The sequence below is a fragment of the Bradyrhizobium sp. genome, assembly GCF_030693485.1.
In the GTDB taxonomy this organism is placed as follows: Bacteria; Pseudomonadota; Alphaproteobacteria; order Rhizobiales; family Xanthobacteraceae; genus Bradyrhizobium.
The window spans coordinates 1-18,794 of the sequence record NZ_JAUYAN010000253.1; the positions used below are offsets into that span (position 1 = coordinate 1).

16 protein-coding genes and 2 pseudogenes are annotated in these 18,794 nt (G+C 64.6%); 10 read left to right on the top strand and 8 right to left on the bottom strand.

The annotated features are described in order from the left end of the window. Nucleotides 1-461: NAD(P)/FAD-dependent oxidoreductase (locus tag Q8N40_RS18545; RefSeq protein ID WP_305712846.1), on the top strand; the 461-nt coding region annotated here is incomplete at its 5' end. Nucleotides 462-577: 116 nt separating this feature from the next. Here the strand turns inward: Q8N40_RS18545 and Q8N40_RS18550 are convergent. The 3 genes from Q8N40_RS18550 to Q8N40_RS18560 form a co-directional block, all read right to left on the bottom strand. Beyond that, entirely contained in the window at nucleotides 578-1,660 is a 1,083-nt protein-coding gene (locus Q8N40_RS18550; RefSeq protein ID WP_305712847.1) for a D-TA family PLP-dependent enzyme, read from the bottom strand. 146 nt (nucleotides 1,661-1,806) lie between these two features. Further along, nucleotides 1,807-3,615: an ABC-F family ATP-binding cassette domain-containing protein gene (locus Q8N40_RS18555; RefSeq protein ID WP_305318181.1), complete on the bottom strand. Its 1,809-nt coding sequence runs from the start codon at nucleotides 3,613-3,615 to the stop codon at nucleotides 1,807-1,809. A gap of 11 nt (nucleotides 3,616-3,626) precedes the next feature. After that, nucleotides 3,627-4,127 (bottom strand): YaiI/YqxD family protein, encoded by a 501-nt coding sequence (locus Q8N40_RS18560; RefSeq protein ID WP_305712848.1) that lies wholly within the window; start codon nucleotides 4,125-4,127, stop codon nucleotides 3,627-3,629. A 166-nt stretch (nucleotides 4,128-4,293) separates the two neighbouring features. On the opposite strand from Q8N40_RS18560, the gene Q8N40_RS18565 reads away from it, so the two are divergent. Then, entirely contained in the window at nucleotides 4,294-5,094 is an 801-nt protein-coding gene (locus tag Q8N40_RS18565) for a hypothetical protein (RefSeq protein ID WP_305318183.1), read from the top strand. After that, on the top strand, nucleotides 5,091-5,699 hold the full coding sequence (locus Q8N40_RS18570; RefSeq protein ID WP_305712849.1) for a 2-hydroxychromene-2-carboxylate isomerase: 609 nt from the start codon (nucleotides 5,091-5,093) through the stop codon (nucleotides 5,697-5,699). Before Q8N40_RS18565 ends, Q8N40_RS18570 begins: the two co-directional genes overlap by 4 nt. An 8-nt stretch (nucleotides 5,700-5,707) precedes the next feature. Here Q8N40_RS18570 and Q8N40_RS18575 read toward each other — a convergent pair whose 3' ends face one another. Continuing rightward, nucleotides 5,708-7,096 carry an FAD-binding oxidoreductase gene (locus Q8N40_RS18575; protein ID WP_305712855.1) on the bottom strand — a complete coding sequence of 463 codons (1,389 nt, stop codon included), beginning with the start codon at nucleotides 7,094-7,096 and terminating at the stop codon, nucleotides 5,708-5,710. 11 nt (nucleotides 7,097-7,107) lie between these two features. Continuing rightward, entirely contained in the window at nucleotides 7,108-9,480 is a 2,373-nt protein-coding gene (locus Q8N40_RS18580; RefSeq protein WP_305712850.1) for a xanthine dehydrogenase family protein molybdopterin-binding subunit, read from the bottom strand. Between the two features lie 195 nt (nucleotides 9,481-9,675). Here Q8N40_RS18580 and Q8N40_RS18585 point away from each other — a divergent pair, with 195 nt between their 5' ends. Both Q8N40_RS18585 and Q8N40_RS18590 read left to right on the top strand, forming a co-directional pair. Beyond that, nucleotides 9,676-10,752 (top strand): Ppx/GppA phosphatase family protein, encoded by a 1,077-nt coding sequence (locus Q8N40_RS18585; protein ID WP_305712851.1) that lies wholly within the window; start codon nucleotides 9,676-9,678, stop codon nucleotides 10,750-10,752. Nucleotides 10,753-10,786: 34 nt separating this feature from the next. Beyond that, a complete protein-coding gene (locus tag Q8N40_RS18590) occupies nucleotides 10,787-11,479 on the top strand; it encodes an RlmE family RNA methyltransferase (RefSeq protein WP_305318188.1) in 693 nt (230 codons plus the stop codon). 105 nt (nucleotides 11,480-11,584) lie between these two features. Here Q8N40_RS18590 and Q8N40_RS18595 read toward each other — a convergent pair whose 3' ends face one another. Both Q8N40_RS18595 and Q8N40_RS18600 read right to left on the bottom strand, forming a co-directional pair. Further along, nucleotides 11,585-12,559 carry a tripartite tricarboxylate transporter substrate binding protein gene (locus Q8N40_RS18595; RefSeq protein ID WP_305318200.1) on the bottom strand — a complete coding sequence of 325 codons (975 nt, stop codon included), beginning with the start codon at nucleotides 12,557-12,559 and terminating at the stop codon, nucleotides 11,585-11,587. 27 nt (nucleotides 12,560-12,586) lie between these two features. Then, a complete protein-coding gene (locus Q8N40_RS18600; RefSeq protein ID WP_305712852.1) occupies nucleotides 12,587-14,062 on the bottom strand; it encodes a DHA2 family efflux MFS transporter permease subunit in 1,476 nt (491 codons plus the stop codon). A gap of 140 nt (nucleotides 14,063-14,202) precedes the next feature. Here Q8N40_RS18600 and Q8N40_RS18605 point away from each other — a divergent pair, with 140 nt between their 5' ends. The 5 genes and pseudogenes from Q8N40_RS18605 (at nucleotide 14,203) to Q8N40_RS18625 (ending at nucleotide 18,651) form a co-directional block, all read left to right on the top strand. Further along, nucleotides 14,203-14,451: a hypothetical protein gene (locus Q8N40_RS18605; RefSeq protein WP_305318190.1), complete on the top strand. Its 249-nt coding sequence runs from the start codon at nucleotides 14,203-14,205 to the stop codon at nucleotides 14,449-14,451. 195 nt (nucleotides 14,452-14,646) lie between these two features. Continuing rightward, nucleotides 14,647-16,143 (top strand): IMP dehydrogenase, encoded by a 1,497-nt coding sequence (gene guaB, locus Q8N40_RS18610; protein WP_305712853.1) that lies wholly within the window; start codon nucleotides 14,647-14,649, stop codon nucleotides 16,141-16,143. A gap of 148 nt (nucleotides 16,144-16,291) precedes the next feature. Next, the gene (locus Q8N40_RS18615) at nucleotides 16,292-16,915 is read left to right on the top strand and encodes a hypothetical protein (protein ID WP_305318192.1); all 624 of its coding nucleotides are present in this window, start codon (nucleotides 16,292-16,294) and stop codon (nucleotides 16,913-16,915) included. 125 nt (nucleotides 16,916-17,040) lie between these two features. Next, nucleotides 17,041-18,057: pseudogene (locus Q8N40_RS18620) on the top strand (NADP-dependent oxidoreductase); the annotation flags it as partial. 165 nt (nucleotides 18,058-18,222) lie between these two features. Continuing rightward, on the top strand, nucleotides 18,223-18,651 hold the full coding sequence (locus Q8N40_RS18625; RefSeq protein WP_305712854.1) for a hypothetical protein: 429 nt from the start codon (nucleotides 18,223-18,225) through the stop codon (nucleotides 18,649-18,651). Nucleotides 18,652-18,672: 21 nt separating this feature from the next. Here Q8N40_RS18625 and Q8N40_RS18630 read toward each other — a convergent pair. Continuing rightward, nucleotides 18,673-18,794 (bottom strand): annotated as a pseudogene (locus Q8N40_RS18630) (metallophosphoesterase); the annotation flags it as partial.

Sequence of the window (18,794 nt, forward strand, 5' to 3'; positions counted from 1 at the left end):
ATTCGGGACAGGCGACGCAGCTTATCGCCTTGCGGCCCGATCTCTCGATCAATGAGCTGGTGGCGCGGCTGTCGATGCCGAAAGGCAAGCAATCATTCTCGAACTGGCTGCGCAAGACGGCGCATCTGTCGCCGGTCGGCATCGGGCTGTTGCAGGAGGCTGCCATTGCATCGGGTGCATCGCTGCCGTCGCTATCTCCCGAAAAGCTCGCCGGCTTGATAAACGCCATTCCGGTTCAGTTGAATGGTGTCGCCCCGATCGCGCGCGCGATCTCGACCGCGGGCGGAATTTCTTTCGACGAACTCGACGCCGATTTGATGATCCGGCGTTTGCCCGGCGTATTTGCGGCAGGCGAGATGCTCGACTGGGAGGCGCCGACCGGCGGCTATCTGCTGCAGGCGTCGTTCGCGACGGGGGCTGCGGCGGGGAGGGGAGCGTTGAAATATCTCGCGACGGAATGAACCCCGCCGCCCTTCGAGGCCTTCGCTGCGCTACGGCACCTCAGGGTGACGGCTGCGAGAGAGTGAGCGTCATCCTGAGGTGCGCTATTGCGCGCCTCGAAGGATGCGCGAACCAGCTACCTCAACTTTCCCCGTGCCGCCACCTGCAGCGTGCCGACGATCTCCTCGCCGCGCACCATCACCACTTCGTCCATCATGTTGACGACGACGCAGACATGATTCGGCACGATCCGCACGACATCGCCGACATTGGGGCGGGTGTTGCTGCGGGTGAGGTCCAGAAAGCCGTGTTCCTCGGCGAAGCGCGCGATCTTGGCCTCGGGATGTTCCAGGATCAGGCCGTGGCCATCGAGCCCGCCGCCGGTATCCGACGTCAGGGTCTTCGATCCGGCATCCAGTATGCCGCGATCGGGGCCGGCGCGGCTGACCACGGTGGAATAGATATGAAGCGCGCAATCGTCCCAGGCGGCGACGCCGGCGGCGACCTGCATGCGGTCGTTGTAGATGTAGGTGCCGGGCCGGTGCTCGGTGGCGCCCTTGAGCTTTCCGACGTTCTTCAGGTTCGGCGTACCGCCGGTGGAGACCATCGCGGCGTCGAGCCCGTGCGCGCGCACACCGGCCAACGCCTCGTCGTAGAATTTTTGTGCGTCAGCCCAGCCGGTCTCGGTGGGGTACAGCATAAAGCCGCCGAAGATCAGCCCCTTCGAGGCCGCGATCTCGCGCGCCAGCGCGATGGCTTCCGCCGGGGTTTCGACGCCGGCGCGCTTGCGCCCGGTGTCGCATTCCACCACCACCGAGAGCGGGCGACCAGAAGCTGCGGCCGCCTGCGGCAGGCCTGATATCACGGTCGAATTGTCGGCGGCGACGATCATGTTGGCTTTTGCCAGCAGCGCGCCGAGCCGCGCCATCTTCTCCTCGCCGATCAGATTGTAGCTGATCAGGATGTCGTCGATGCCCGCATTCGCCATCACCTCGGCCTCGCCGATCTTCTGGCAGGTGATACCCCTGGCGCCGGCCGCGACCTGCATCCGCGCCAGCATCGGGCTCTTGTGGGTCTTGATATGCGGACGGTTGGCGACGCCGGCGGTGTCGCAGGCCGCCTGGATCCGCGCAATGTTGCGCTCCACCCGGTCCATGTCGATGACGGCGGCAGGCGTGCCATATTCGCGGGCGATTTTTGCGGCGAGGGGCGTGGTCATCGGGTTACTCCGTTTATGCATCCACCCTTCGAGGCGCGCGAAGACGCGCGCACCTCAGGGTGACTGCGTCATCCCCGCGCAACGGCTTCGCCGTTGTCGCAGGAGGTGCCAGCGCTTGCGAGGCTTGAAGGATGATTGGTCATGATTCAAGCCTGCTCAATCTCTTCGCGCATCACTTCGAGCTCCAGCCATCTGTCCTCGGCGGCCTCGAGCTCCTTCTGCGCTGCGGAGAGGGCGGCCGAGCACAGGTCGAACTTCTTGCGATCCTTCCTGTAAAGGTTGGGATCGTCAAGATGCCGCTGCTGCTTGGCGATTTCGGCCTGCAGCCCGGCGATCGTCTTCGGCAGCGTTTCCAGCGCGTGCTTGTCCTTGAAGTTGAGCTTGCGCCTCGCCGTAGTCGATGGCGCGCCACCCTTGGATTCTTTCTTCTCCTCGGCGCCGGCCTTCACCGCCTCGCGCTTCAGATCGGCGCCGCGCTGCGCCAGCATGTCGGTATAGCCGCCGGCATATTCGATCCAGCGGCCGTCGCCCTCCGGCGCGATCACCGAGGTCACGACGCGGTCGAGAAAGTCGCGGTCATGGCTGATCAGGATCACGGTGCCCTCGTAGTCGCCGAGCATCTCCTCCAGCACGTCGAGGGTTTCGAGATCGAGGTCGTTGGTCGGCTCGTCCAGCACCAGCAGGTTGGAAGGCTTTGCCAGCGCGCGGGCCAGCATCAACCGGCCACGCTCGCCGCCGGAGAGCACTTCCAGCGGGGTGCGCATCTGCTCCTGCGCGAACAGAAAGTCCTTCATGTAGCTGACGACGTGCTTTGGCTTGCCGCCGACCATGACATTGTCGCTGCCGCCGCCGGTGAGGGCATCGGCCAGCGTCGATTTCGGATCGAGGCTTTCGCGGTGCTGGTCCAGCGTCGCCATTTCGATATTGGCGCCGAACCGGATGGTGCCGCTGTCGGGCGGTGCGCCGCCGGTCAGCATCTCGATCAGCGTGGTCTTGCCGGCGCCGTTCGGCCCGACGATGCCGATGCGGTCGCCGCGCTGCACCCGGATCGAGAAGTCGTCGACGATCTTGCGTTCGCCATAGGTTCGGCCGATGCCCTTGGCCTCGATGATCAGCTTGCCGGACTTGTCGGCTTCGGAAGCCGCGAGATTGGCGTTGCCGGCCGCGCCGCGATAATCGCGGCGCTGCTCGCGCAGCGCGAAGAGATTGCCGAGCCGCTTGACGTTGCGTTTGCGGCGGCCGGAGACGCCGTAGCGCAGCCAGTGCTCCTCCATCACGATCTTGCGGTCGAGCTTGTGCTGGTCGCGCTCTTCCTCGGCCAGCACCTCGTCGCGCCACGACTCGAACGCGCTGAACCCTTTGTCGATCTGCTTGATCTGGCCGCGGTCGAGCCAGGCGGTGGCGCGCGACAGATTGGACATGAAGCGGCGGTCATGGCTGATGATGACCAGCGCCGAGCGGCGGCTGGCGAGTTCGCCTTCCAGCCATTCAATGGTGGTGAGGTCGAGATGGTTGGTCGGCTCGTCCAGCAGCAGGATGTCGGGCGAGGGCGCCAGCACCCGCGCCAGCGCGGTGCGGCGGGCCTCGCCGCCGGAGATGTGCGCGGGGTCCTCGTCGCCGTGCAACCCGAGCTGCTCCAGCACATAGCGCGCCTGATAGTGGTCGTCGCCGGGGCCGAGGCCATCCTCGACATAGGCCAGCGTGGTGGCAAAACCGGAAAAATCCGGTTCCTGCGGCAGATAGCGGACGGTGGCGCCGGGCTGCACGAAGCGGCTGCCGCTGTCGGACTCCACCAGGCCCGCGGCGATCTTGAGCAGCGTCGATTTGCCCGAGCCGTTACGGCCGATCAGGCAGACCCGTTCGCCCGCGGATACCGACAGCTCCACGCCCGACAACAGCGGCGTGCCGCCGAAGGTCAGCTTGATGTCTTTCAACTGGATCAGAGGAGGCGCCATAAACTCTCAATTCAATTCTGGTTCTGCGCGACGAAATCCGCGCGCTGGCGCTGAACGCGCCTGATGGTCTGGTCGAGCGCCGACAGGAACGCGGAGCGGTCACGCGGCGCGAAGCCTTTGGGGCCGCCGGTGATTTCGCCTGACGACCTCAGATCGGTCATCAGGTTGCGGACCGCGAGCGTCATTCCGATCGATTGCTCCGAGAACGGCTTGCCGTTCGGCGCGATCACCTCGGCGCCTGCCTTGACGCAGCGGCTTGCCAGCGGGATATCGGAGGTGATGACGATATCGCCCTTTCCGGCGCGTTCCGCAATCCAGTCGTCGGCGGCGTCCATGCCGTAACCCGCCGCGATCCGCTCGATCAGGGGATCCGGCGGCACCCGGATGAAATTGCCGGCGACCACGCTGACGGGCAGGCCATGGCGGGCGGCGACGCGGTAGATTTCGTCTTTGACCGGACAGGCGTCGGCGTCGACATAGATGCGGGTGGTGGGGTTCAAAGCGGGCGTCATCGCGTTAAGGATTTGGCACGGGAGCCCTTTGGGCGGTTCCGAAGCCGCGTGGTACTCCATCGCCGCGGGAAATGCGAGCAAAAGCGGGCCGAAACCTGCTTGCCTCGGCGTTTTCTTCGCGTACCATCGCCGCCAGAAACGCCAACCAAAATAAGGGGAAACAGGCATGACAAGCCGTATCGAGCCGTATCGGGTCTCGGCCTACAACACGTCAAAACATTCCGAGAACAAGATGCACGACGATACTGTGGCGAAGCGCTACGGCTTTGATGGCGGTCTGGTGCCGGGCGTGGACGTCATGGCCTACATGATGCATCTGCCGGTCGCCAAATGGGGCCGGGCCTTTCTCGAACGCGGGCTGATTGAGGCACGCTTTATCAAGCCGGTCTATGACGGCGAGCTGGCCGATGTCACCGGTGAAGCAAGCAATGGCGTGCTGTCGATCGAGGTCAGGAGCCGTGGCGCGCTTTGTGCGACGGGTACGGCATCGCTGCCGGCCGCAGCACCGTCATTTTCCTTGTCCGACTATGTAGAAGTCGCGGCCGTGGCCGAGCGCAAGCCGGTGGATGCGACGTCCTATGCCCAGGGCAAGTGGCTCGGCGCCGTACCACGCGCCTGGGGCGTCGATGCGGCAAAGGAGTATCTGGCGGATATTCGGGAAACCGAGGCGATCTACACGCGGGAAGGGGTAGGTCATCCCGGCCTGTTGCCGCGGGTCATGAACAAGGTGCTGGTCGACAACGCCATCATGGGCCCATGGATTCATGTCGGCACAAGAATGCAGCTGCTGTCCGCGGCCGCTATCGGCGATGAACTGACCGCGCGGGCGAAAGTCACCGGCAATTACGACAAGAAGGGCCACCGCTTCGTCGAACTCGACGCCCTGGTGGTCGCCAACGGCACCACGCCGCTGGCGCATTGCCAGCACATCGCGATCTACCAGCCGCGCGAGCAGGCGGCGGCATGACCATCACCGTCGACTACTACATGGCACTGACTTCGCCCTGGACCTATCTCGGCAGCGCGCCGTTCGCCGAGATCGCCAGACGCAACAACGTCACCGTCAACATAAAGCCCTGCAAGTTCGGACCGATCTTCGAGCAGACCGGCGGATTGCCGCTCCCGAAACGCTCGCCGCAGCGACGCGCCTACCGGATGATGGAGTTGAAGCGCTGGCGCGAGGTGCGGGATGTTCCGCTTGTTCTCGAACCAAAATATTTCCCCTGCGACGACACCATGGGAACACGCCTGGTGATCGCCGCCAAGCTGCAGGGCAGGGATGCCCTCAAACTGTCACAGGAGCTGGGGCGCACGGTGTGGGAATGCGAGGAATCGCTCGCCGATCCCGGTCACGTTGCATCGGCCGCCCGCCGCGCCGGCCTCGACGCCGCCGCGCTGCGCGCCGGCGGCCCCGCCGACGCCGAACTCAATGCGCTGCATCAGCAGTACACAGAGGAGGCGCTGACGGCGGGCGTGTTCGGCGCGCCAAGCTACGTGCTGCCGTCGGGCGAGATCTTCTGGGGGCAGGACAGGCTGGAACTGCTGGAGCGGGCGTTGAAGCAGACGGCGTAGCAATCCCTTCACATCGTGAAAATACGCCCCGGATTGAGAATGTGATGCGGATCGAGCGCACGCTTCAGCGTGCGCATGGTCTCGATCTCCTCCGCGGTGCGGCTGAGTTTCAGGTACGGCCGCTTCAGGATGCCGATGCCGTGCTCGGCCGAGATCGAGCCTCCGAAGTCGCCGGTGATGCCGTACACCAGCTTCGAGACTTCGTCGTATTTGTCGGCCGGCGGCGGGTACTTTGCGCTGACGTGCAGATTGCCATCACCGGCATGCCCGAACACGATCGCGTAGGCATCGCCGTGGATTGTCTTCATGCCGTTGTCGACGGCGACCGCGAACGCTTCCATCTTGTCGATAGCAAGGCTGATGTCGAAACCAACTCCGGGGCCGGTCGCGCGGCCGAGTTCGACCGAGGAATCGCGGATCCGCCAGATCGCTGCGGCCGCAGCCCCCGAGCTCGCAATCGTGGCATCCAGGATGATTTCGTCCCCCAGCGCCTGCTCGAGCAGTTCTTCAAGATCGCCGCGGATGCGCTCGGCGTCGCTGCCGGAGGATTCGAGCAGGACGTAGAACGGATAGTTGGTCGCGAGTGGTGCTGCGACGCCTTTCACCTTTTCGGTCGTCAGGCGGTAATAATTGTTCCACATCACCTCGAACGCGGTGAGGTCGCCGCCTAGCCGCGCGCGCGTCAGCGTGAGCAGGGCGCGGACCATGTCGAAGCTGGGCAGCGCGCACAGCGCCACCTGCTGCTCCGCCGGCGCCGGGAAAATCCGCAAGGCGGCGCGGGTGACCACGCCGAGCGTGCCTTCGGTGCCGACGAACAATTGCTTCAGATCGATCCCGGTATTGTTCTTGATGTACTTTCGAACGCCCTTGAGGATGGTGCCATCCGCCAGCACGGCTTCGAGCCCGAGCACCAGATCGCGCGTCATGCCGTAGCGGATCACCCGGTTGCCCCCGGCATTGGTGGAAATGTTGCCGCCGATGGTGCAGCTGCCGCGCGCGCCCAAATCGAGCGGAAACATGAAGCCGTCCTGTTCGACGCGCTCCTGCAGGCGCTGCAGCGGCACTCCGGCCTGGGTGATCACAACTCCGCCGCCGGTATCGACCTCCTCGATCGCGTTCATGCGTTCCGTCGACAGCACGATTTCGCCCGGCGCCGGCATGGTGGCGCGCACCAGCCCGGTCATGCCGCCCTGGGTCGTGACCGGCACGCGCGCCTGGTGACAAAGCCTCAGAAATTGCGAGACCTGCTCGGTGGTGCGCGGCCGCACCACCGCCAGCGGTAGCGCCACTGCAATGCCGGCCATGTCTGTGTGATAGCGGGCGCCGATGTCGCTGCCGGTCAGCACCGTCGTCGCATCAAACGCGGCGCGAAGGTCGTCGATGATGTTGGCTTGCACGAGCGACAATCTCACGCCGCCTTCTGCTTCGCATCCTGGATCGCGCGCCACACCCGTTCCGGCGTCAGCGGCATGTCGATCTGCGTGATGCCATGTTCGGACAGCGCATCGAGCGCCGCATTGACGATCACGACCAGGGCGCCGGCGCAGCCGGCTTCGCCGCAGCCCTTGGTGCCGAGCGGGTTGGATTTCGCCGGCGAGGGATGATCGCCAACCACCATCGGCGGGATATCGCCCGCGCGCGGCAGCGCGTAATCCATGAACGATCCCGTGATCGGCTGTCCGTTGTCGTCGTAGCTGACCTCTTCCATTAGCGCCTGGCCAATGCCTTGCGCCACGCCGCCATGCAACTGGCCCTCGACGATCATCGGGTTGACGATAATGCCGAAATCGCTGATCCCGGTGTAGCGTACGATCCGCACCACGCCGGTGTCAGGATCGATCTCGACTTCAGCGACATGACAGCCATTGGGGAAGGTCGATGGCGTATCCTTGGTGGCGTGATCGACGTCGAGGGTCTCAGGCACGCCTTCCGGAACCTCGCCTTCGCGCAGGCGCTGCGCCAGTTCCATGATGCCGATCGAGCGGTCGGTGCCGGCGATGGTGAAACGGCCACCGCCGAATTCGATGTCGCCTTCAGCGGCTTCCAGCAGATGCGCCGCCGCCTGCTTGCCTTTGGCGACCACCAGTGCCGCGGCCTCGACGATCGCCGCACCCGTCGCGGTGATCGAGCGTGAGCCGCCGGTGCCGTTACCGAAACGCACGAGGTCGCTGTCGTTCTGTTCGAGCGTGACCTTCTCGAAGGGCACGCCGAGTTGCGCCGACAGCACCTGGGCGAACGGGGTGGCGTGGCCCTGGCCATAGTCCAGAGTGCCGGTGGTGAGTTTCACCGAGCCATCGGGTTCGAACGTGATCTTGCCGAGCTCGCCGCTCGGCGGCGCGGTGACCTCGAGATAGCAGCCGACCGCGATACCGCGGAGTTTGCCGGCCTTGCGGCTTTCCCTCTTGCGCTTCGCAAAGTTGGCGTGATCGGAAATCTCCAGCGCCTTGTCGAAGACGCCCTGGAAATCGCCGCTGTCATAGGTGACGCCGGACGCGGCCGCGAACGGCATTTGTGCCGGCTTGATGAAATTGCGCTTGCGCAGGGTCAGCCGGTTGATGCCCATCTCGTCGGCGGCGCGGTCGATCAGGCGCTCCATGTAGTAATTGGCCTCGGGACGTCCGGCGCCACGATAGGCGCCCATCAGCGTGGTGTTGGTCAGCACCGTCTTGATGTCGACGCCGAGCAGCGGCGTGCGGTAGACGCTGGCGAGGTTCTTTCCTGTGTTGAGCGACAGCGGGCCCGGCGCCACGCCGGTAATATAGGCGCCGAGATTGCCATAGCCTTCGAGGCGAACCGCGAGGAACTTGCCGTCGGCATCGAGCGCCAGTTCGGCATGCATCAGCTGCGCGCGGCCCTGGCTGTCGGAGAGAAAGCTGGTGGAGCGCTCGTCGGTCCATTTCACCGGGCGGCCGAGTATTTTAGCCGCGTGCAGGATGCAGATATATTCGGGGTAGTTGACGTTCTTCATTCCGAACGATCCCCCGACATTGGCGGTGAGGATGCGGACCTTGTCGTTCGGCACGTTGAGGATCTTCGCCAGCGTCACCTTGTTGCCTGACACGCCCTGGGTCGGAACCTGCAGCGTGTAGCGCTCGCTCGCTTTGTCCCAGGCCGCCAGCGCCACCCGCGGTTCCATCGAAACCACGGCGACCCGCGTATTGACGATGTCGAGTTTTGTTACATGCGCCGCGCCGGCGAAGGCCGCGTCGATTTTCGCGGCGTCGCCATAGTGATAGTCGAGCGCGACGTTGTTGGGGATATGATCGTAGAGCTGCGGCGCGCCGGGCCTGGCGGCTTCGGCGGCGTCGGTGACGGCCGGAAGCGGCTCGATATCCAGTTCAATGGCTTCGCCGGCCTCGCGCGCCTGCGCCAGCGTCAAGGCCACCACGAAGGCCACGGGATCGCCGACATAGCGCACCTTGTCGGTCATCAGCGCGGTGCGGTTGGTCTGCATCAGCGGAGTGCCGTCGCGGCTCTTCAGCGGCAGGCCGCAGGTGAAGGGGCCGTAGCCGGCCGCGGCGAGATCGGTTCCGGTCCACACGCCGAGCACGCCCGGCATCGCCATGGCGGCCCTGGTGTCGATGCGGCGGATGATGCCATGGGCATGACTGGAACGGACGATCCAGGCATAGGCTTGGCCGGGCTGGCTGAAATCGTCGGTGTACTTGCCCTTGCCGCGCACCAGCGTGTCGTCTTCCTTGCGGCGGACCGGTTGCCCGACACCGTATTTTTGCAGTGCGATAGCGTTTTCCAAGGAGGCTGAGGACGGTTGATCTTGCATTGAAAAATACCTGAAATGCTTACTCTTGCGCGATTTTCGCCGGTTATCTGAGATAACGCACCGAAATCGGAACGACAACGCCTGATTGGGCATGGTGGCATGTGAACGGCTGTTGCGCGGCTGTCCGGCGCTGCTAAAGTTTCCGTGAACGGAAATTCCACGTCGGCCTCAAGGGACCGCGGAAAGACACTTTGAATGAATGAAGACACGCGGCTTCGCGAGGGCCTTGGGCCGCGCGGAGGCGACCACGGCGATGTTGCGCTGCCGTCGCGCAGTGGAGGCGTGCCTGCGCCGGCGGCGCTAGCCGGCGTCTATGCCGCGCTGGACCTCGGCACCAACAATTGCCGCCTGCTGATCGCCTGTCCGACCGGCGACAGCTTTCGCGTCGTCGACTCGTTCTCGCGCATCATCCGGCTCGGGGAGGGCATCTCGGCGACCGGCTGCATCAGCGATGCCGCGATCGACCGCGCCATCGCGGCCCTGAGCATTTGCCGCGACAAGATCCAGTCGAAGAAGGCCAAGCGCCTGCGCTTGATCGCCACCGAAGCCTGCCGCGCCGCGTCGAATGCCGACGGATTCATGGACCGTGTGGCGGCCGAGACCGGCATCCGGCTTGAGGTGATCGACCGCGAGACCGAAGCCGCCCTGGCGGTGACCGGTTGCTCGCCGCTGCTCGATCCGAGAGGCAGGGGCGCCATCCTGTTCGATATCGGCGGCGGCTCGACCGAGCTGGTTCGGATCGAGCGCGATCCGGAACAGGCGAATGCGGTCCCGCGCATCAAGGCGTGGATGTCGATCCCGCTCGGCGTGGTCTCGCTGGCCGAAGCTTTTGGCGGCAAGGACGTCACGCCGCAATCCTATGCCAACATGGTAGCGAAGGTGGCGCAGCACATCGCCCTGTTCGCGGCCGAACATGGCGCCGATCTCGGCGGCATGCACCTGCTCGGCACCTCGGGCACGGTGACGACCCTGGCCGGGGTCCATCTCAACCTGCCGCGATACGACCGCCGCCGGATCGACGGCGTCTGGATGAGCGATGCCGATCTCACCGCCACCATCGCGCGGCTGCTGGGCATGACCTATCAGGAACGCGCCGGCAACAATTGCATCAGCATCGAGCGCGCCGACCTGGTGCTGGCGGGCTGCGCCATCCTCGATGCCATCCGCAGCGCGTTCCCGCTGCCGCGGCTGCGGGTCGCCGATCGCGGCCTGCGCGAGGGCATGCTGGTCGAAATGATGCGCGCGGACGGCGCCCTGAGCGGATGCCGATAGGCGCGCGGGCTTTCGATGTGCTAGAGCCTCGATTATGGCAAAAGATACCACCGGACGGCTGCGGGTTACCGTCAAGAGCGCGGGCAGGCTGAAACTGTCCTCCAAACTCTGGCTGGAGCGGCAACTCAACGATCCCTATGTGGCGCAGGCCAAGCGGGACGGTCTGCGCTCGCGCGCGGCCTACAAGCTGATCGAGATCGACGACAAGTACCATTTCCTCAAATCCGGCATCACGGTGGTCGATCTGGGTGCAGCGCCGGGCGGCTGGAGCCAGATCGCGGCCAAACGCGTCGGCGCCGCCGACGGCAAGGGCAAGGTGATCGCGATCGACTTGCTGGAGATGCCGGAAATCCCCGGTGTCAACTTCGCCCAGCTTGATTTTCTCAAGGACGACGCGCCCGACAAATTGCTGGCCATGATGGGCGGCCGCGCCGATGTGGTGCTGTCCGACATGGCCGCCAACACCACGGGTCACCGCAAGACCGACCAGTTGCGCATCATCGGCCTGGTCGAAAGCGCCGCCGCCTTTGCCGCCGACGTGCTCAAACCGGGCGGTGCTTTTGTAGCGAAAGTGTTTCAGAGCGGCGCGGATGCGACCTTGATGACGCAGCTCAAGCGCGATTTTACCACCGTCAAGCACGTCAAGCCGGCCTCGAGCCGCAAGGACTCGTCCGAGCGCTACGTGATGGCGATGGGGTTCCGGGGACAGGCGAAGACCGCACAATAGGCTCCGTCGTCATTGCGAGCGAAGCGGAGCAATCCAGCTTTCGGGCAACAGGCAAAAAGGTTGGATTGCTTCTTCGCTACGCTCCTTGCAATGACGGATGCTTGCCTAATCCATGTTGATCGAGCCGGCCCTGATCACCTTGCCCCAGCGTTCGATTTCTTCCGGCAGAAACCTGGCCAGATAATCCGGTGTGCGTTGCTCCGGCGGCACGATGGCAAGCCCGAGTGCTTCCAGCTTCTCGCGCAGGTCGGGTCGCGCCATCATGTCGCCCAGCGCCTTGTTCATCTTGCGCACGATCGGCTGCGGCGTTCCCTTCGGAAAGAAGAAGGCATTCCAGACCGTGGCCTCGACGCCCTGCAGGCCCTGTTCGCCCGTGGTCGCGAGGCCCGCAACGATCGGCACGCGATTTGGCGACATCACGGCGATGCCCTTGACGCTATCGCCCCTGACCTGCGCCGCACCGGTTTGAATGGTGTCGCACATATAGTCGATGCGTCCTCCGATCAGATCCTGCATGGCGGGGCCTGCGCCGCGAAACGGTATGTGCGTGATGTCGACACCGATCGCCATGTTGAGTAGCGCGCAGGGCAGATGCGTGCCGGAGCCCACCCCGGCCGAGCCATACTGCATCTTGCTCTGGTTCGCCTTCGCGTAGGCGATGAATTCCTGCAAATTGTTCACAGGCAGGTCCTTGCGGACGATCAGAATCCGCGGCGATTCCGAAACCAGCCCGACCAGCTCGAAATCCTTCGCGGCATCGTACGGCGGTTTCTTGTAGAGCGACTGGCTGTAGGCGTGCGTGCCGGTGTTGCCGATCAGCAGCGTGTACCCGTCAGGCGCCGCCTTGGCGACGCGGGCGCTGCCGACCGTGCCGGCCGCAGCACCAACGTTCTCCACGATGATCGTCTGCCCCAGCACCTCGCCCAGCGCCACCGCCTGCAGCCGTGCGCTGGCGTCAATGCCGCCGCCGGCCGCGAACGGTACGACCAGCGTGATGTTCCTGGCCGGCCATTCCTGTGCGGCAGCCGTCGTGACGGCGGCGAGCGCAAACGCAACGGCCGCAGCGAGCGCTTTTGACATCTGCACGGTGTCCTCCCTGGCTGCGGTTCAACCCAGTCGCTGATCCCTGGCGTCTTCCGTCGTCTCGCTGCCCGCTTTCGCCGCCGCCTTCGCGGCACCCTTGCGGCTGGAAATCTCGACCGCGCTGCGGCCGGAAATCTCGTGGCCGGCATCATCGGGCATTTGCCAGAAGAAGTAAGCCGAAATCGCCGAGATGACCGCGACCACGATGAAGGCCGGCGCGAAATCGACCGCGCTCAGTTCGGTGACATGGCGCATCAACATGGTGGATTCCACCGTGAATGCGCCGACCGCTACGCCGGCGGAAACCGCCAATTGCTGGTTGACGCTGACCAGCGTGGTAGCGCGGCTCATCTGAGCCGTCTCGACCTCGGCATAGGCCACGGTGTTGATCGCGGTGAACTGCAGCGAGCGGAAGAAGCCGCCGACCACCAGGATGATCATGATCAAAAGCAGCGGCGTCGTCACCGTGAACAGCGCGCAGGCCGCGAGAAAGATCGCACTGACAATGGCGTTGACGGTCATCAGGTTGCGGAAGCCGAAGGTGCGAATGATCCGCGCCGCCAGCGTTTTCATGCCCATGGCGCCGACCGCCGATGCGAAGGTGACCAGTCCCGAATGGAACGGCGACAGGCCGAAGCCGACCTGCATCAACAGCGGCAGCAGGAACGGCAGCGCGCCGATGCCGAGGCGAAACAGGAAGCCGCCGAGGATGCTGGCGCGCAGCGTCGGCAGCCGCATCAGCGAAAAGTCCAGTACCGGTGAGGCGGTTCGTCTGGCGTGAATGACGTAGAGCGTCATCGAAACCGTGCCGATCCCGACCAGCGCCACGACGACGGTCCAGGGCAGCAGATTGAGCCCGGCGACCGACAGTCCGAATGCGATGCCGCCGAGTCCGAGGCCGGCGAGCACGAGTCCGTAAAGGTCAAAACGTTCGGGGTTTTCACTTCGGATCGGGTCGATATATTTCAGCGCCAGGAAGATGCCGAGCAGGCCGATCGGAATGTTGATCAGGAAGATCCAGTGCCAGGAGAAATAGGTCGTGATGAAGCCGCCGAGCGGCGGACCGATCACCGGGCCGATCAGCGCCGGAATCGTGACCCAGGCCATCGCATTCACCAATTGGCTCTTGTCGATCGAGCGCAGCAGCACCAGCCGCCCCACCGGAGTCATCATCGCGCCGCCGATGCCCTGCAGGATGCGGGCGATGACAAAATGGGTCACGGAAGTCGACAGCGCGCAGCCGATCGAGCCCACCATGAACACGGCGATCGCCACCGAAAACACCAGGCGCGCGCCGAACCGATCCGCGGTCCATCCGCTCGCCGGAATGAATACCGCGAGCGACAACAGATAGGACGTGATGGCAAGTTTCAGCGTCAGCGGGCTGGTGCCGATATCGGCCGCGATCGCCGGAAGCGAGGTCGCAATGACCGTCGAATCCATGTTCTCCATGAATAGGGCGGTGGCCACGATGAGCGGGATCAGGCGTTCTTTGGTCATCGGGGTCAGGGCGGGAGGGGGCATGGAAGCTTACCGGCTGTAACATCGTTGCGGATAAGGGGCCATTGCGGAACGCGCAAGGCTACCTAAATCCGGCGTGACCATGTTCACTGCGCGGCCTCGCCGCCGGAGATCCGACGATGATCTATGTCCTCGCTGCCTTGTTGCCGCCGCTCGGGTTGCTGCTCAACGGGCAGCCGTTTTCGGCGATTTTCAACCTGGTCCTGATCGTGCTTTGCGTGATTTTCGGGCTCATTTTCCCCGTCCTGCTGCTGGTGCCGTCGGCGCATGCGCTGATCGCGGTTTACACCAAGCGTGAGGATCGCCGGCATCGGGAGGTGGTGGAGGCGATCCGGCAGCATGGCCCGCCGCCGGGTTATCCGCGCTAGGGGCGAGCCGAGGCTCCCGCTCACAAAAGCCTGTGCATGGCTGGCAAACGCTTTGATTCGGCGGCCCGCCATGCTATCGACCACCGCCAACCCTACCGATGGGCTTCGATTCGACGGTGACGCTACGGCGCCGCCGCAGGTCCTGCTCATCCCATAGGTCTATCGCGGCGAACGAGCCGCCGAAGGAGTTGGTAAATGGCGCTGGTACAGGGACTTCAGGGGATTCGCGAAGCCTATACGTTCGACGACGTGCTTCTGAAGCCGGGCCTTTCGGACATCCTGCCCTCCGAGGCCGATATCCGCTCCCACGTCACCCGCGCCATTCCGCTCAATATCCCGATCATTGCTTCGGCAATGGACACCGTCACCGAAGCGCGGATGGCGATCGCCATGGCGCAGGCCGGCGGCATCGGCGTGATCCACCGCAATTTCGACGTCGACGGCCAGGCCGCCCAGGTACGGCAGGTCAAGAAGTATGAATCCGGCATGGTGGTCAATCCGCTGACCATCGGTCCCGACGCCATGCTGTCGGACGCCATGGCGCTGATGACCGACCACGGCTTTTCCGGCATTCCGGTGGTCACCGGCGCGGCCAAGGGCGTACCCGGCAAGCTGGTCGGCATTCTCACCAACCGCGACGTCCGCTTTGCGACCGATCCGCGCCAGAAGATCTCGGAATTGATGACGCACGAAAACCTCGTGACGGTGCGCGAGGGTGTCAGCCAGGACGAGGCGAAGCGGATGCTGCACAAGCATCGCATCGAAAAACTGCTTGTGGTCGACGACCAGTATCGCTGCGTCGGTCTGATCACCGTCAAGGACATGGAAAAGGCGGTCGCGCATCCGCTGGCCTGCAAGGACGCGCAGGGCCGCCTGCGCGTCGCCGCCGCGACCACGGTCGGCGAGGGCGGCTTCGAGCGCACCGAGCGGCTGATCGATGCCGGGGTCGACATCATCGTGGTGGACACCGCGCACGGTCACTCCTCGCGGGTGCTGGAGGCGGTCAACCGCATCAAGCGGCTTTCCAATGCCGTGCAGGTGATCGCCGGCAACATCGCCACCATGGAAGGCGCGCAGGCGCTGATCGACGCCGGCGCTGACGCCATCAAGGTCGGCATCGGTCCGGGGTCGATCTGCACCACCCGCATCGTCGCCGGCGTCGGCGTGCCGCAACTGACCGCGATCATGGACGCGGTCGAGGCCGCCAAGAAAGCCAACGTGCCTGTCATCGCCGATGGCGGTATCAAATATTCCGGCGATCTCGCCAAGGCGCTCGCCGCCGGCGCCGACATCGCGATGGTCGGCTCGCTGCTGGCCGGCACCGACGAGACCCCGGGCGAAGTGTTCCTGTGGCAGGGCCGCTCCTATAAGGCCTATCGCGGCATGGGCTCGGTGGGCGCGATGGCGCGCGGTTCCGCCGACCGCTACTTCCAGCAGGACATCAAGGATACCCTCAAGCTGGTGCCGGAGGGCATCGAGGGCCAGGTGCCCTACAAGGGCCCGGTCGGCAACGTGATGCATCAGCTGGCCGGCGGCCTGCGCGCGGCGATGGGTTATGTCGGCGCGCGAAATCTCGCCGAGTTCCACGAGAAGGCGCAATTCGTGCGGATCACCGGAGCGGGTCTGCGCGAAAGCCACGTCCACGACGTCACCATCACCCGCGAAAGCCCGAATTACCCCGGCGGAGTCTAGTTATCGGGCCCAAATAGACCACCACGGATCGGGCGAAACGCGGTAGTGTCGCGGCCAGGCAATGCCTGCGCCGCCCATCCGGAATAGGATCGCGGCGCGGTTGTTCGCAAAACCCATCTCAACACGTTCAGGAAAGAAGTTGGTTACTATGGTCGATTGGTCGGACGACAGGATTGCCGCGCTTTCGGATCAGGATCTGAAGAATCTGCTGGTCAATGCGGAACGTAAATCCGTCGCCGGAGTCATCGCGCAATGCAAGGCCGAGATGGAAAAGCGCGATGCGTTGAAGCCCCGCAAGGCCTCGAAGCCGCGTACCGAGCTGAAGGAGTTCGAGCACGAGATGTCCGGGCAGCTCGCCGTGGTCGGCAAGGAGATGGCCGAAAAGTACGATTTGTCGGAGGAGACCGCGAAGGCTCAATCGGTCGGCGTCAAGGGCTTCAAGTCGCACAAGCTGCTGGACGCCAAAGGTTACGCCAAGCTGGGCGGCATGCAGCGCGACGGTTCGGTCGCGGTCGACCGCTACATTTCCTACCGGCGCGGCAAGGACATCGTTTCGCTCAGCGTTTTCCTGCTCAAGGATCAGCCGATCGAGGCCCATGAGTTTCACGTCATCGCTCCGCACGCCTTGCTCGACGGCGCCAGGCCGGTCGCCGAGATCCGTCCCACCGCGACCGAAGCGCAGAAGCAGTCCGCCGACAGCGGGCTCGCCTTCAAGGATCTGCCGAGTGCCGCCGCCGCGTTCGACGCGGCGCTGGCGAAGATCACGGCTTAAAGCGAAACCTGTCATTCCGGGATGGTGCGTTAGCACCAAACCCGAAATCTCGAGATTCCGGGTTCGATGCTTCGCATCGCCCCGGAATTACGAAGTAAAAATCGGCGAAAACAACCCGGTCCCATCAAGCAAAGCGCGTCGTTCTCGTTTCTCGCCCGGTCGGTGAGCCCAAGGCCTCGGATTTCCGCATCGAGGAATGCACGGTACCGACACCGGGCGCGGGCGAGGTGCTGCTGCGCACCATCTGGCTGTCGCTCGATCCCTATATGCGCGGCCGCATGAGCGACGGCCCGTCCTATGCGGCGCCGGTGCCGATCGGCGGCGTGATGGAGGGCGGCACCGTGAGCGAGGTGATCGCCTCGAACAATCCCGCTTTTGCCAAAGGCGACATCGTGCTGTCACGCGCCGGCTGGCAGACCCATGCGGTCTCCGACGGCAAGGGGCTGAACAAGATCGATCCGAAGCTCGGCTCGATCTCGACCGCGGTGGGCGTGCTCGGCATGCCCGGCATGACCGCCTATACGGGCCTGCTCGATATCGGCAAGCCGCAGGCCGGCGAAACCGTGGTGGTGGCGGCGGCCTCGGGCGCGGTCGGCTCGGCGGTCGGGCAGATCGCGAAGATCAAGGGCGCGCGCGCGATCGGCATCGCCGGCGGCAAGGACAAGTGCGACTACGTCAGGAACGAGCTCGGCTTCGACGATTGTCTCGATCACCGCGATCCCGAACTGGCGGCGAAGCTGAAGCAGGCGTGCCCCAAAGGCATCGACGTCTATTTCGAGAATGTCGGCGGCGCGGTGTTCGAAGCGGTGTTTCCGCTGCTCAACGCCTTCGCGCGCATGCCGGTCTGCGGCCTGATCGCCGAATACAATAATTTCGGCGAGACCTCGCCGAAATGGGCCGGCAAGATGATGCGCGCGGTATTGACAAAACGGCTGACCATCCGCGGCTTCATCGTCAGCGATTTCGCCGCGCGCCATGGCGACTTCCTGCGCGACATGTCGCAATGGGTGCGTGAGGGCAAGGTCAAGCACAAGGAATTCGTCACCGAGGGTCTCGACAGCGCGCCCGCCGCGTTCATGGGCCTTCTGAAGGGCGCCAATTTCGGCAAGCAATTGGTGCGGGTCGGCCCGGACAAGGCGTAATGGCCGCGGCCGACGTCCGCTTGCCGCGGACGTCGGCGCGCATCGCATATCGCTAGAATCCAACGCATTCCATAGCGCGGGCGGTAACCAGCCCGCTTTACCCGACCTCAACCTTCCCTCGATAACAACAAGCCCACCCGCCAACGGTTCTTTGGGGCTTGTGAAATGCGCATCATTCCAGCTGTCCTGTTGCTCATTGCCGCCGGCATCTCGACGGCATCGGCGCAAGGGGCAGCCGCGCCGGCGCCTGCCCCGAAGGGGCCATCCTTTGACATGGACCATGGCAACGCGGCCGCCGCCGCTGCCGCGGCGAAAGCGCGGGCCGCAGAGGCGAAAGCCAAAGCGGACGCCATCCGCCTCGGGCGTCCGCTCACGCCCAGTCAATCCACCGATTTCGGCGTTAATGGCGGCGGCGTCGTGCGCCTTGCTCCGCCGCTCACGCCGGAGCAGCAGAAGGCCGACGCGGAAGCCCGCGCCGCCTGGCAGGCGCGTTGCCGGCCTACTGTGGTGACGGACCGCGAGGGACTGCGCCGGACCCAATATGCCGAGCCCGGTTGCGACCTTTCCCGGTTCAATACGGCCGGGGGCGCATAAGCCCGTTAATTCGGGCTGCCTCTAGCTGCCGCGCAGCAGCCCATCCAGATCGACATCGATCTGGCCCGGCGCCCTGACGTGACGGACTTCAAAGGCGTCGGGCTGGAAACGGTATTCCACCAGCCCGACTTCCTTGCTGCCGA